The sequence below is a fragment of the Pseudomonas sp. SIMBA_068 genome (genome assembly GCF_046534705.1).
GTDB lineage: Bacteria > Pseudomonadota > Gammaproteobacteria > Pseudomonadales > Pseudomonadaceae > Aquipseudomonas > Aquipseudomonas putida.
In genome coordinates, this window is record NZ_JAWRYI010000010.1 from 25505 (window position 1) to 38406 (window position 12902).

The 12902-nt window shown below is 63.6% G+C and carries 9 protein-coding genes; 5 read left to right on the forward strand and 4 right to left on the reverse strand.

Features of this window, described 5'->3' with window-relative positions; all coding sequences use genetic code 11:
* Positions 1 to 97 precede the first annotated feature (97 nt).
* Together SB756_RS21385 and SB756_RS21390 are read right to left on the reverse strand one after the other, a co-directional pair.
* A complete protein-coding gene (locus SB756_RS21385; RefSeq protein ID WP_341797110.1) occupies positions 98 to 1384 on the reverse strand; it encodes an NAD(P)/FAD-dependent oxidoreductase in 1287 nt (428 codons plus the stop codon).
* A gap of 150 nt (positions 1385 to 1534) precedes the next feature.
* The gene (locus SB756_RS21390; RefSeq protein WP_012274799.1) at positions 1535 to 3025 is read right to left on the reverse strand and encodes an aldehyde dehydrogenase family protein; all 1491 of its coding nucleotides are present in this window, start codon (positions 3023 to 3025) and stop codon (positions 1535 to 1537) included.
* A 135-nt stretch (positions 3026 to 3160) separates the two neighbouring features.
* Between SB756_RS21390 and SB756_RS21395 the strand changes: the two genes are divergently transcribed.
* Together SB756_RS21395 and SB756_RS21400 are read left to right on the forward strand one after the other, a co-directional pair.
* Positions 3161 to 4051 (forward strand): LysR family transcriptional regulator, encoded by an 891-nt coding sequence (locus SB756_RS21395; RefSeq protein WP_341797111.1) that lies wholly within the window; start codon positions 3161 to 3163, stop codon positions 4049 to 4051.
* Between the two features lie 200 nt (positions 4052 to 4251).
* Positions 4252 to 5646: a VOC family protein gene (locus tag SB756_RS21400; RefSeq protein ID WP_410911795.1), complete on the forward strand. Its 1395-nt coding sequence runs from the start codon at positions 4252 to 4254 to the stop codon at positions 5644 to 5646.
* 56 nt (positions 5647 to 5702) lie between these two features.
* Here SB756_RS21400 and SB756_RS21405 read toward each other — a convergent pair whose 3' ends face one another.
* The gene (locus SB756_RS21405; protein WP_341797113.1) at positions 5703 to 6632 is read right to left on the reverse strand and encodes a LysR substrate-binding domain-containing protein; all 930 of its coding nucleotides are present in this window, start codon (positions 6630 to 6632) and stop codon (positions 5703 to 5705) included.
* 156 nt (positions 6633 to 6788) lie between these two features.
* Between SB756_RS21405 and SB756_RS21410 the strand changes: the two genes are divergently transcribed.
* On the forward strand, positions 6789 to 8177 hold the full coding sequence (locus SB756_RS21410) for a NorM family multidrug efflux MATE transporter (RefSeq protein ID WP_016502208.1): 1389 nt from the start codon (positions 6789 to 6791) through the stop codon (positions 8175 to 8177).
* An 81-nt stretch (positions 8178 to 8258) separates the two neighbouring features.
* Here the strand turns inward: SB756_RS21410 and SB756_RS21415 are convergent, their stop codons facing one another.
* Positions 8259 to 9818: a putative bifunctional diguanylate cyclase/phosphodiesterase gene (locus tag SB756_RS21415; protein ID WP_410911926.1), complete on the reverse strand. Its 1560-nt coding sequence runs from the start codon at positions 9816 to 9818 to the stop codon at positions 8259 to 8261.
* A 402-nt stretch (positions 9819 to 10220) separates the two neighbouring features.
* On the opposite strand from SB756_RS21415, the gene rep reads away from it, so the two are divergent.
* Entirely contained in the window at positions 10221 to 12230 is a 2010-nt protein-coding gene (gene rep, locus SB756_RS21420) for a DNA helicase Rep (protein WP_341797115.1), read from the forward strand.
* 64 nt (positions 12231 to 12294) lie between these two features.
* Complete coding sequence (locus SB756_RS21425) at positions 12295 to 12867, forward strand: xanthine phosphoribosyltransferase (protein WP_003253535.1); 573 nt, start codon at positions 12295 to 12297, stop codon at positions 12865 to 12867.
* The last annotated feature ends 35 nt before the right edge of the window (positions 12868 to 12902 follow it).

Here is a 12902-nt window from a genome sequence, read left to right on the forward strand (position 1 = left end):
TCTCTTCGCGGGCACGCCCGCTCCCACAACAACCCCACAGGTTTCAGCATCTGCGCGATTCCTGTGGGAGCGGGCGTGCCCACGAAGAGGCCAGTACTTACAACACAACCCTCAGGCACTGCCCCGCGTGGTAAAGCGAGAAGCCAGATTCGTAGAACGCGGTCCGCAGCGAAGGCGCACTCACGCCGCTCATCGGCGAGAACGGAATCGGCAGGCTGTCCGCGTCACCCTTGAGCAGAAACTCGGCAAAGGCACGGCCGATCACGGTACCTGTGGTGTTGCCACGCCCGTTGTAACCCGTAACCGCGACCAACCCTGGCGCCGGCTCGAACAGGCGCATCAGGTGGTCAGGGGTAAAGTCGATACAGCCGGTCCAGTGCATTTCCCACTCGACCTTGCCCAGTTCCGGGTAATAGTGGCTCTGGATGCGGTCCGCCCAGCTGCGCACAAACCACGCCGGCTTGTTGTCGACCCGGCCCAGGCTGCCGAGCAGCAGGCGGCCCTGATCGTCGCGGCGGATGCTGCTAAGCACGGTGCGGGTGTCCCACGAGCCTTGGCCATGTGGCAGTACCTTGTCGGCCGCGGCACCCTGCAGCGGCTTGGACGCCACCTGGTAGTAGTAGCCACGGAAGAACTGCTTCTGCAGGTTGCTCCAGTCGCCTTCGGTGTACGCGCCAGTGGAAACAACCACCTTGTCGGCGCGCACCGAGCCACGCGCAGTCTTCACCCGCCAGCCATCGCCATCACGTTCCAGGCCTTCGACCGAAGACTGCTGGAACAGCTTGCCGCCCAGGCGCGCCACGGCAGCCGCCAGGCCCTGGGTGTAGCCCATGGGGTTAATGGTGCCAGCGCGGCGGTCGAGCAACGCGGCGGAAATCTTGTTGGTACCGCAATATTCCTGGCACTGGGCGCCGGTCAGCAGCTCCACGTCGGCACCACGGCGTCGCCATTGTTCGTGGCGGGCCTCGAGGTCAGCGATGCCGGTGGCGTTGTGCGCCATGTGCAGCGTGCCTTTGTGCTGGGCCTGGCAGTCGATGCCCAGGCGCTCGATCATGGCGAACACTTCACCCGGGGCTTCGCCGAGCACCTTGTTCAGGCGGCTGCCCTGCTTCTGGCCGAGGGTGGCCTCGACGTCGTCGGGGCGGATCCAGGTGCCGGCGTTGACCAGGCCGACGTTGCGCCCGGAGCCACCGTGGCCGATCTTCCAGGCCTCAAGCAGGATCACCGACTTGCCCTGTTCGAGCAGGTGGATGGCCGCCGACAGGCCAGTGATGCCACCGCCGATCACGCAGACATCAGCCTTGTGCTCACCGGCCAGGGCCTGGGCGGCAACGGTCGGTTTGCTGACGAATTCCCACAAGCATTCTTGACGCAGTTCGGACATGGCCGGCTCCAGCAATTTGTTCTTGTTGGGGCTGCTTCGCAGCCCATTCGCGGCACAAGGCCGCTCCTACAGGAGATCGCGATGCCTGTGTAGGAGCGGCCTTGTGCCGCGAACCGGGGGCTATGCCCCCGGCCATGCAGCATCAATACATCAGTCGAACACGATACCCTGCGCCAGCGGCAGCTCACGCGAGTAGTTCACGGTGTTGGTCTGGCGACGCATGTAGCCTTTCCAGGCATCCGAACCCGACTCACGACCACCGCCGGTTTCCTTCTCGCCGCCAAACGCACCGCCGATCTCGGCGCCGCTGGTACCGATGTTGACGTTGGCGATACCGCAGTCGCTGCCCGAAGCACTCTGGAAGCGCTCGGCTTCACGGATGTCGGTGGTGAAGATGCACGACGACAGGCCTTGTGGCACTTCGTTGTTCAGGCGCAGGGCCTCTTCGAAGTCGTCGTAGGCCAGCACATACAGGATCGGGGCGAAGGTTTCGTGGCGCACCACGTCGCTCTGCGCCGGCATTTCGGCAATGGCAGGCGACACGTAGTAGGCGTTCGGGTACTGGTCGGCCAGCTGACGCTCGCCACCAAACACCTGGCCACCTTCGTCGCGGGCCTTGGCCAGCGCGCCCTGCATGGCGTCGAACGACAGCTTGTCGATCAGCGGGCCCACCAGGTTGTCCTTGCGCGGGTCGCCGATACGCACTTTGCCGTAGGCGGCTTTGACGCGGGCAACCACTTCGTCCTTGATCGAGCGGTGCACGATCAGGCGGCGCAGGGTGGTGCAACGCTGGCCGGCGGTGCCGACAGCCGAGAACAGGATGCCGCGCACGGCCAGGTCCAGGTCGGCGCTCGGCGCCAGGATCATGGCGTTGTTGCCGCCCAGTTCCAGGATGCTGCGGCCGAAGCGGGCAGCAACGCGTGGGCCGACTTCGCGACCCATGCGGGTGCTGCCGGTGGCGCTGACCAGCGGTACGCGCGGGTCGTCGACCATGGCTTCGCCAGCTTCACGGCCGCCGATCACCAGTTGTGCCAAGCCAGCCGGAGCATCGCCGAAGGCTTTCAGGGCTTTTTCGAACAACGCCTGGCAGGCCAGGGCGGTCAGCGGAGTCTTCTCGGACGGTTTCCATACCACCGAGTTGCCGGCCACCAGGGCCAGGGCGGTGTTCCAGGCCCACACGGCAACCGGGAAGTTGAAGGCGCTGATCACGCCGACCACACCCAGCGGGTGCCAGGTTTCACGCATGTGGTGGCCCGGGCGCTCGGAAGCGATGGTCAGGCCGTACAGCTGGCGCGACAGGCCAACGGCGAAGTCGCAGATGTCGATCATTTCCTGCACTTCGCCCAGGCCTTCCTGGGTGATCTTGCCGGCTTCGATCGAGACCAGCTCGCCCAGGTCGGCCTTGTGCTCACGCAACACTTCGCCGAACAGGCGCACCAGTTCGCCACGGCGCGGGGCCGGCACAGTGCGCCAGGCGTCGAATGCGCTCTGGGCCTGATCGATGCGGGCGATGGTCTCGGCCTTGCCGAGCAGTTTCACCGAGGCGATCTGGCTGCCGTCGATCGGCGTGTGAACAGGGTAGTCGCCCTGGGTGTAAGCCTCGGCGGCAACGCCAAGGCGCTCGAGCAATCCAGCAACCATTTGTGCATCTCCTACATCGGTGATGGGGTGGAAAAATGATGTGGATCAGTATTAATCCGATCACATAGGTACAACAAACGACCTTTATTCCGCATATCATTCCGTCAGGTAATGATTTGAGCCGCAGAGACCGCTATGTCCAAACGCCTGGTGCCTTCCATGACCGCCCTGCAGTGCTTTGAGGCTGCAGCCCGCCATTTGAGCTTTACCCGTGCCGCCGAAGAACTGCACCTGACCCAGAGCGCCGTCAGCAAGCAGGTGGCGCAGCTTGAAGACATGCTGCGCCACCACCTTTTCCTGCGCATCCGGCGGCGCTTGCAACTGACCCCCGCCGGCAGCCTGTACTTGGCCGAGGTCAACAAGATCCTCACCCAAGTGGATATGTCCAGCCGCTACGTGCTCACCTACGGCGAGCAGACCGAGATATTGAAGGTAGCCACTCAACCCAGTTTTGGCGTGCGCTGGTTGATCCCGCACCTCAAGGGTTTTGGCAAACGCCACACCAACATCCACCTGGACATACGCAACGAGATGGAGCCGTTCGCCCTGCTGCAGGGCTCGGCGGACGTGGTGTTCTTCTATGGCCAGGGCACGTGGCCGGGGGCCACTTGCGTGGAGCTGTTCCGTGAGGAAGTGGTGCCGGTGTGTGCGCCAGAGCTGCTGGCCGGGCGCACGCTGGGCGATGCTGCAGAACTGGCCGACCTGGTGCTGTTGCAAAGCACTTCGCGGCCGGAGGCCTGGCATGAGTGGTTCCTGGAGTTGGGGTTGCAGAGCGTCAGCGCCTACCACGGGCCTCGTTTCGATACGTTCTATATGGCGTTGAGCGCTGCACAGGCCGGTTGCGGGGTGGCGCTGGTGCCGCGTTACCTGGCGGCGAAGGAACTGGCGGAAGGGAGCCTTGTGGTGCCGTGGAACCATGCGATGCGCAGTGCCGGGGCGCATTACCTGGCGTATGCCGAGCATGCGGCGGAGGTGCCCAAGGTGCGGGCTTTGGTGGAGTGGATTCACGAGCAGCTTCAGCCTTGAGATTGCCAGGGCACAAGGCCGCTCAACAGCAACGCGGTCCCCTGTAGGAGCGGCCTTGTGCCGCGAATGGGCTGCAAAGCAGCCCCAATGGCCCTGAAGGTCGATCAAAAAAGGAATGACACACTCACTTTTTTTCGCTTGTGAGCCAAGTGCATTCCCAGCTTTCATGTAAGCGTCCGAACCCAACCAGGAAGCTAGCGATGCCCGCCCACGATTTCGTCAGCCCAGACAGCATTCGCGCGCAGTTCTCTGCCGCCATGTCGCTCATGTACAAACAGGAAGTGCCGCTGTACGGCACGCTGCTGGAGCTGGTGAGCGAAATCAACCAGCAGGTCATGGTCCAGCAGCCCAAGGTTGCCGAAGCCCTGCGCTGGACCGGCGAAATCGAGCGCCTGGACCACGAACGCCACGGCGCCATCCGCGTCGGCACCGCCGAAGAACTGGCCACCATCGCCCGCCTGTTTGCCGTCATGGGCATGCAGCCGGTCGGCTACTACGACCTCAGCTCCGCTGGCGTGCCGGTGCACTCCACCGCTTTTCGCGCGGTACACGAGCAGTCACTGCACGTCAGCCCGTTCCGTGTGTTCACCTCGCTGCTGCGCCTGGAGCTGATCGACAACCCGCAGCTGCGTGAGCTGGCACAGAGCATCCTGGCCAAGCGCCAGATCTTCACCACCCGCGCCTTGGAACTGATCGCCCAGTGCGAGCGCGATGGCGGCCTGAACGCAGCGGATGCCGAAGCGTTCGTGCAGGAAGCGCTGCACACCTTCCGCTGGCACCATGACGCCACCGTGACCGCCGAGCAGTACCAGCAACTGCACGACCAGCACCGCCTGATTGCCGATGTGGTGGCCTTCAAGGGCCCACACATCAACCACCTGACCCCACGCACCCTGGACATCGATGCGATCCAGCTCGGCATGCCGGCCAAGGGCATCCCGCCGAAGGCCGTGGTCGAAGGCCCGCCCACCCGCCGCCATCCGATCCTGCTGCGCCAGACCAGCTTCAAGGCCTTGCAGGAAAAGGTCGCGTTCAGCGACCAGCAGGGTAGCGAAGGCAGCCACACCGCGCGCTTTGGCGAGATCGAGCAACGTGGCGCGGCCCTGACGCCGAAAGGCCGCCAGCTGTACGACAAGCTGCTCGACGCCACCCGCGCCGCCCTGGGTGGCGCACCGGCCGAAGCCAATGCCGAGCGCTACATGACCTTGCTCAAAGATACCTTTGCCGAATTCCCGGATGACCTGGCGCAGATGCGTGAACAGGGCCTGGCGTACTTCCGCTACTTTGCCACTGAGAAAGGCCTGGCTGCGCGTGACCAGGAGGGCCGCCCGACCACCCTGCAAGGGCTGATCGACGCTGGCCATGTGCATTTCGAGGCGCTGGTGTACGAGGACTTCCTGCCGGTAAGTGCGGCGGGGATCTTCCAGTCCAACCTGGGCGACGATGCACAGGCCGAATACGGCAGTAATGCCAACCGCGATGCGTTCGAAGCGGCGTTGGGGCTGCAAGTGCAGGATGAGCTGGCACTGTATGCGCAAAGCGAGCGCCGCTCGCTGCAGGCCTGTGCACAGGCGTTGAACCTGGGATCGATGTAAGGCTTTGGATTGCCGGGGGCCGCTTTGCGGCCCTTTCGCGACGCAGCCCCAGAGGTTCAAACCAGAGGCGGCAGGATTTCCACATCCGGCAAATCCATCGCCGCCACCTCGTCTGCCAGAAAATCACTCAAGCGCCGCAACCGTTCGCCACCCGGCCGGGTGCGCGGCCATACCAGGTAGTAGTCCATCCCACTGGGCACTGCTGTCGGCCAAGGCAGGCTCAACCGCCCCTGCGCCACATCTTCGGCCACCATCAGCAAATCACCCATGGAAATCCCGTAGCCCCGTGCAGCGGCAATCATGCCCAGCTCCAGGGTGTCGAACACCTGACCGCCCTTGAGCGAAACCTTGTCGCCAAGCCCCATGCGCTCCAGCCATTCCCGCCAGTCACGCTTGTCCACCGTGGGGTGCAGCAGTTCGATAGAGGCTAGCCGGCCCACGTCCCAAGGCTCTTCGTCGAGCAGGTCCGGCGCACCGACCGGGATCAGCAACTCCGGAAACAGCTTGCGCACCTCCCACTCCGCCGGGAACACGCCGTCGCTGAGCAACACTGCGCAATCGAACGGTTCCTGGTTGAAGTCCACATGGTCGACGTCCATCCATGCGCTGGTCAGCTGCACTTCGTTGCCCGGTTGCAGGTGGCGGAACCGGCTAAGGCACGCCAGCAACCAGCGCATGGTCAGGGTCGATGGGGCTTTCATGCGCAAGATGTCATCTTCGCCGCGCAAGTTATCGCAGGCCCGCTCCAGCGCCGCGAAGCCTTCGCGCACCCCGGGCAACAGCACCCGCGCCGCTTCGGTCAACTGCAGGCTGCGGCCACTGCGCACGAACAGGCGGCAGGCAAAGTGCTCTTCCAACGTACGGATATGCCGGCTGACAGCACTTTGGGTAATCGACAGCTCTTCGCCCGCACGGGTGAACGAGCAAAGCCGTGCAGCAGCTTCGAATGCGCGCAGGGCATACAACGGAGGGAGCTGTCGGGACATGAGGCACCTGCCATACGGGACTGTGGAGCGAATCATCAATGAGCATATATACATGAGTTAGACTCATGCCAAGGATCGCTTTTATCCTTTTGTGCAAAGTTGACCGAAGCCTCAGAATCGCCCTTCGTTGTTTTCCCCAGGAAAAAGGACCACCCCATGCATGTCGCGCCCACCACAGAACTCAAGGCTTTGCTGCGCCTGGCCGGGCCGCTGATCGCCTCGCAGTTGGCGCACATGCTGATGGTGCTGACCGACACGCTGATGATGGCCCGTATCAGCCCGCAAGCGCTGGCCGGTGGCGGCCTGGGCGCGGCGAGCTACTCGTTCGTGTCGATCTTTTGCCTGGGCGTGATCGCTGCGGTCGGCACCTTGGTGGCGATCCGCAAGGGCGCCAACGACATCGAAGGTGCCACCCGCCTGGCACAGAACGGCGTGTGGCTGGCCTGGGGCCTGGCGCTGATCGCCGCGCTGGCCCTGTGGAATCTTGAGCCGGTACTGCTGCTGTTCGGGCAACAGCCCGAAAACGTTGCCTCGGCCGCCGAATTCCTCACCCTGCTGCCGCTGGCGCTGCCCAGCTACCTGACCTTCATGGCCTTGCGTGGCTTTACCAGCGCGCTGGGCCGCTCGACCCCGGTGATGGTGATCAGCGTGGTCGGCACGGTGCTCAACTACCTGTTCAACGTGGCGTTGATCGAAGGCATGTTCGGCCTGCCAAAGCTAGGCCTGATGGGCATCGGCCTGGTCACCGCAGTGGTATCGCTGGGCATGGCCATCGCCCTTGCTTTGTACATCCGCTGGCATTCGGCCTACGCCGCCTACCCGCTGCGCAAGGGCCTGTCACGCCCGTCGCTGCCAGCCCTGCGCGAGCTGTGGCGGCTGGGCCTGCCAATTGGTGGTACCTACATGGTGGAAGTGGGCCTGTTCGCCTTCGCTGCGCTGTGCATGGGGGTACTGGGCAGCACCGAACTGGCGGCACACCAGATCGCCCTGCAGATCGTGTCCACGGCGTTCATGGTGCCGACGGGCTTGTCCTATGCGGTGACCATGCGCGTGGGCTTGTACTACGGCGCTGGCAACCTGCTGGCGGCGCGCAGTGCCGGGCGCGTGGGCATCGGCTTCGGGGCGATGATCATGTTCGCCTTCGCCGCGCTGTTCCTGCTGCTGCCCGAAGCGCTGGTGGGGCTGTTCATCGACCGCAATGACCCGGCCTTTGCCGCGATCTTCCAGGTGGCCGTGCAGTTGTTGATGGTGGCGGCGTGGTTCGAGCTGTTCGATGGCATGCAGACCATTGCCATGGGCTCGATCCGTGGGCTGAAGGATGCCAAGACCACCTTCCTGATCGGGCTGGTGTGCTACTGGCTGGTGGGGGCGCCGAGCGCCTGGTTGTTCACCTTTACCCTGGGCGGTGGTGCAGTGGGGATCTGGTGGGGGCTGGCGCTGGGGCTGGCGTGTGCGGCGGTGGCGCTGACCTTTGGCTTTGAGTGGCGGATGAAGCGGCTTTTGAGAAAGGCGGTGGCGCGCGCAGGGGCTGCTGCTTCCGCCTGACTTCAGGGCCTCTTCGCGGGCACGCCCGCTCCCACAGGATTGCGCGGTCCCTGTGGGAGCGGGCGTGCCCGCGAAAGGGCCCTAAAGGACAGCATCCAACTGACAGCCAGGCACCTTCAGCAAAAAATCGATCAGCTCCCCGACCGGCAGCGGCTTGCTGACCAAAAAGCCCTGCACCTGGTCACAGCCAAACCCACGCAACAACGCCAGCTGCTCTTCGCTCTCCACTCCCTCGGCCACCACTTCGAGGTTGAGGTTGTGCGCCAGGTTGATCATGGCGTGCACCAGCTTGCGGTTCTCCTCGCGCATTTCCATTTCTGCTACAAAGCTGCGGTCCACCTTTAGCAAGGTGATCGGCAGGCTGTTGAGGTGCACGAACGAAGAGAACCCTGTGCCAAAATCGTCGAGCGAGAAGCGCACGCCCAAGCGGCCGAGGGCGTCCATGGTCTGGCGCACCACCTCGTTGCGGCGCATCACCGCCGTCTCGGTCAGTTCGAACTCCAACCAGCGGGCGTCCACGCCATGCTCAAGGATCAGGCGGCTCAGGGTGGCCAGCAGCTGGCTGTCCTGGAACTGCCGAAAACTCAGGTTTACGGCCATGTGCAGCGGCTCCAGCCCGCGCTCACACAGCGCCTGCATGTCGCGCAAGGCACGGGAGATGACCCAGTAGCCCAACGGCACGATCAGGCCGCTCTGCTCGGCCAGGGGCACGAATTCGCTGGGCGGTAACAGCCCGCGTTCGGCATGGCGCCAGCGCACCAGCGCCTCCAGGCCGACAATGCGCCCGTCGGCCAGGTCGAGCCGCGGCTGGTAGTGCAGCTCCAGCTCGTCACGGCGCAGCGCGCGGCGCAGCTCGCTTTCCAGGTCAGCAAGGCTGCGGGCGTTGCGATTGATGCGTTCATTGAACACATGGAAGGTGCAGCCCTGGCTGCCCTTGGCCTGGCGCATGGCAATGTGCGCATGCCACATCAGCGGGTCGGCACCGCTCTGCGCGCGGGCATGGGCCAGGCCCAGGCTGCAACCCAGCAGCAGGCTTTCGCCGTCGATCCAGTAGGGTTCGGCCAGGGCCTCGACGATGCGCTCGGCAATCCATTCAGCGCGGTTGGCGTCACGGCGGGTGTCGATCAGCAAGGCGAACTCGTCGCTGCCCAGGCGAGCCAGCTGGTCGCCTGCTTCGAGCTGGTTTTGCAGCCGCGCCACCACCTGCAGGATCAGGCGGTCGCCGCTCTGGTGGCCCAGCGCATCGTTGACGTGGCGAAAGTTGTCCAGGTCCAGGTGGCCCAAGGCAATGCCACGGCCCTCGTTCTCGGCCAGGCGCGCGGTCAGCAAGGCCTGGAAGCCCTGGCGGTTGGCGATGCCGGTCAGTGGGTCCTGTTCGGCCAGGCGCTGCAAGGTGGCCACCAGCACCCCGCGTTCGCGCACATGGCGCAGCGAGCGGCGCAGGGTGTCGGCATTGAGCTGGTCGCGTACCAGCCAGTCGCTGACGGCGCTGGGCGCCACCTCGGGCTCGTGCTCGAGCAGCAGGATGGTCGGCAGCTCGCAGCGCCCAGGCACCGGCTGCAGGGCCGGGGTTGCCAGCACCACGGCCTGGCGATCATGGCTGAACAGGCTATCGACCGAGTCCCAGTCAGGCGCGGTCAGCAGCACGGCACTGCCGTTAAGGGCAGGTATGCAGGCGTGCAACAAGGCGGCCCATTGCGGCTCATCAGCCAACAGCAGCAAACGCAAAGGTTCGACAGGCGTGGACAAGCGGGCTCCTTAGGACTTCACGGTGCAACGATAACTGCCAGTATGCTACTGCATTAATGAAAATGATTTTCACTTTTATACATGCATTTGCGGCCGTAGCATCCCGACGTATTTTGTCGTGCATCGTGCTCGAAACCAGACGAGCCGGCAAATATGATTTTTTCAGTTGCTAGCATTAGTGGCGCTAATAATGAGGCGGACAAAAGTCTGACTCAGACGTCAGACGGTCGCGCCACAACCGCCCCATGCCTGTTAGAATGCGCGGCTATTTTCTGGCGACCCCCGGTTTCTAGCATGTCCCGACTCAATCCCAGGCAGCAAGAAGCCCGTGACTACGTCGGCGGCCCTCTTTTGGTGCTCGCCGGTGCAGGTTCGGGCAAGACCAGCGTGATCACGCGCAAGATTGCCCACCTCATTCAGAACTGCGGCATCCGTGCCCAGTACATCGTGGCGATGACCTTCACCAACAAGGCCGCACGCGAGATGAAGGAGCGGGTCGCCACCCTGCTGCGCCCGGGGGAAGGCCGTGGCCTGACGGTGTGTACCTTCCACAACCTGGGCCTGAACATCATCCGCAAGGAGCACGACAAGCTGGGCTACAAGCCAGGCTTCTCGATCTTCGACGAGTCCGACATCAAGGCGTTGCTGTCGGACATCATGCAGAAGGAATACTCCGGCGACGACGGCATCGACGAGATCAAGAACATGATCGGTGCCTGGAAGAACGACCTGGTCCTGCCACCCGAGGCCCTGGAAAAGGCGCGCAACCCGCGCGAGCAGACCGCCGCCATCGTCTACACCCACTACCAGCGCACGCTCAAGGCGTTTAACGCGGTGGACTTCGACGACCTGATCCTGCAGCCGGTCAAACTGTTCCAGGAGCACCCCGAGGTACTGGAGCGCTGGCAGAACCGCGTGCGCTACCTGCTGGTGGACGAATACCAGGACACCAACGCCAGCCAGTACCTGCTGGTGAAAATGCTGATCGGCATGCGCAACCAGTTCACCGTGGTGGGCGACGACGACCAGTCGATCTATGCCTGGCGCGGTGCCCGCCCCGAGAACCTGATGCTGCTCAAGGAGGACTACCCTTCCCTGAAGATCGTCATGCTCGAGCAGAACTACCGCTCCACCAGCCGCATCCTGCGCTGTGCCAACGTGTTGATCGCCAACAACCCGCACGCGTTCGAGAAACAGCTGTGGAGCGAGATGGGCGTGGGCGACGAGATCCGCGTCATCCGCTGCAAGAACGAGGAAGCCGAGGCCGAACGCGTGGCCATGGAAATCCTCACCTTGCACCTGCGCACCAACCGCCCGTACAGCGATTTCGCCATCCTCTACCGCGGAAACTACCAGGCCAAGCTGATCGAACTGAAGCTGCAGCACCACCAGGTGCCGTATCGCCTGTCGGGCGGCAACAGCTTCTTCGGCCGCCAGGAGGTCAAGGACCTGATGGCCTACCTGCGCCTGTTGGTGAACCCGGACGATGACAACGCCTACCTGCGGGTAATCAACGTACCGCGCCGCGAAATCGGCTCCACCACCCTGGAAAAGCTCGGCAACTATTCCACCGAGCGCGGCATTTCTATGTACGCCGCCAGCGAGGAGCTGGGCCTGGGTGAGCACCTGGACGCCCGCTACACCGAGCGTTTGCAGCGCTTCAAGCACTGGCTCGACGGGGTACGCCACAAGGTAGCACTGGAAGACCCGATTGCCGCGCTGCACGAGATGATCCGCGATATCGACTACGAGAACTGGATCCGCCAGCAGACCGCCAGCGACAAGGCGGCGGACTTCCGGATCAGCAACGTCTGGTTCCTGGTCGAAGCGCTGAAAAACACCCTCGAGAAGGACGAAGAGGGCGACATGACCATCGAGGACGCCATCGGCAAGCTGGTGTTGCGCGACATGCTCGAGCGCCAGCAGGAAGAAGAAGAGAACGCCGAAGGTGTGCAGATGATGACCCTGCACGCCTCCAAGGGCCTGGAGTTCCCCTACGTGTTCATCATGGGCATGGAAGAGGAAATCCTCCCGCATCGCTCCAGCATCGAGGCCGACACCATCGAAGAGGAGCGCCGCCTGGCCTACGTGGGCATCACCCGCGCGCGCCAGACCCTGGCCTTCACCTTCGCTGCCAAGCGCAAGCAGTACGGTGAAATCATCGACTGCACGCCCAGCCGGTTCCTTGACGAACTGCCTCCGGACGACCTGGCCTGGGAGGGCCTGGACGATGCGCCGGTCGAGGTAAAGGCCGCACGCGGCAACAACGCCCTGGCCGATATCCGGGCAATGCTCAAACGCTGATCAACCATTACTCTTAAACTTTGCCGCTATTTGCGGCCACCTTTGCTACATCGAGGAAAACAAAGTGGAAGCACTGCATCAGAAGATTCGCGAAGAAGGCATCGTGCTTTCCGACCAGGTTCTCAAAGTCGACGCGTTTCTCAACCACCAGATCGACCCGGCGCTGATGCAGCTGATCGGTGACGAGTTCGCCCGCCTGTTCGCCGATGCCGGCGTGACCAAGATTGTCACCATCGAAGCCTCGGGCATTGCCCCGGCCGTGATGACTGGCCTGAAACTGGGCGTACCGGTGATCTTTGCGCGCAAGCACCAGTCGCTGACCCTGACCGAGAACCTGCTGACTGCCTCGGTGTACTCCTTCACCAAGCAGACCGAGAACACCGTGGCCATTTCGCCACGCCACCTCAACAGCAGCGACCGCGTGCTGGTGATCGACGACTTCCTGGCCAACGGCAAGGCGTCGCAAGCGCTGATCTCGATCATCAAGCAAGCCGGTGCCACCGTGGCTGGCCTGGGTATCGTGATCGAGAAGTCGTTCCAGGGCGGCCGTGCCGAGCTGGACAGCCAGGGCTACCGCGTTGAATCGCTGGCCCGGGTGAAGTCGCTGGAAGGCGGTGTGGTCAGCTTCATCGAGTAAGCCTGTACCGGCCCCATCGCCGGCAAGCCAGCTCC

Excerpts from the sequence above, each read along its gene's own strand:
- SB756_RS21405 (WP_341797113.1), bottom strand. The coding sequence starts at position 6,632 with ATGTCCCGACAGCTCCCTCCGTTGTATGCCCTGCGCGCATTCGAAGCT.
- rep (WP_341797115.1), top strand. The coding sequence starts at position 10,221 with ATGTCCCGACTCAATCCCAGGCAGCAAGAAGCCCGTGACTACGTCGGC.
- SB756_RS21385 (WP_341797110.1), bottom strand. The coding sequence starts at position 1,384 with ATGTCCGAACTGCGTCAAGAATGCTTGTGGGAATTCGTCAGCAAACCG.
- SB756_RS21390 (WP_012274799.1), bottom strand. The coding sequence starts at position 3,025 with ATGGTTGCTGGATTGCTCGAGCGCCTTGGCGTTGCCGCCGAGGCTTAC.
- SB756_RS21395 (WP_341797111.1), top strand. The coding sequence starts at position 3,161 with ATGTCCAAACGCCTGGTGCCTTCCATGACCGCCCTGCAGTGCTTTGAG.
- SB756_RS21400 (WP_410911795.1), top strand. The coding sequence starts at position 4,252 with ATGCCCGCCCACGATTTCGTCAGCCCAGACAGCATTCGCGCGCAGTTC.
- SB756_RS21410 (WP_016502208.1), top strand. The coding sequence starts at position 6,789 with ATGCATGTCGCGCCCACCACAGAACTCAAGGCTTTGCTGCGCCTGGCC.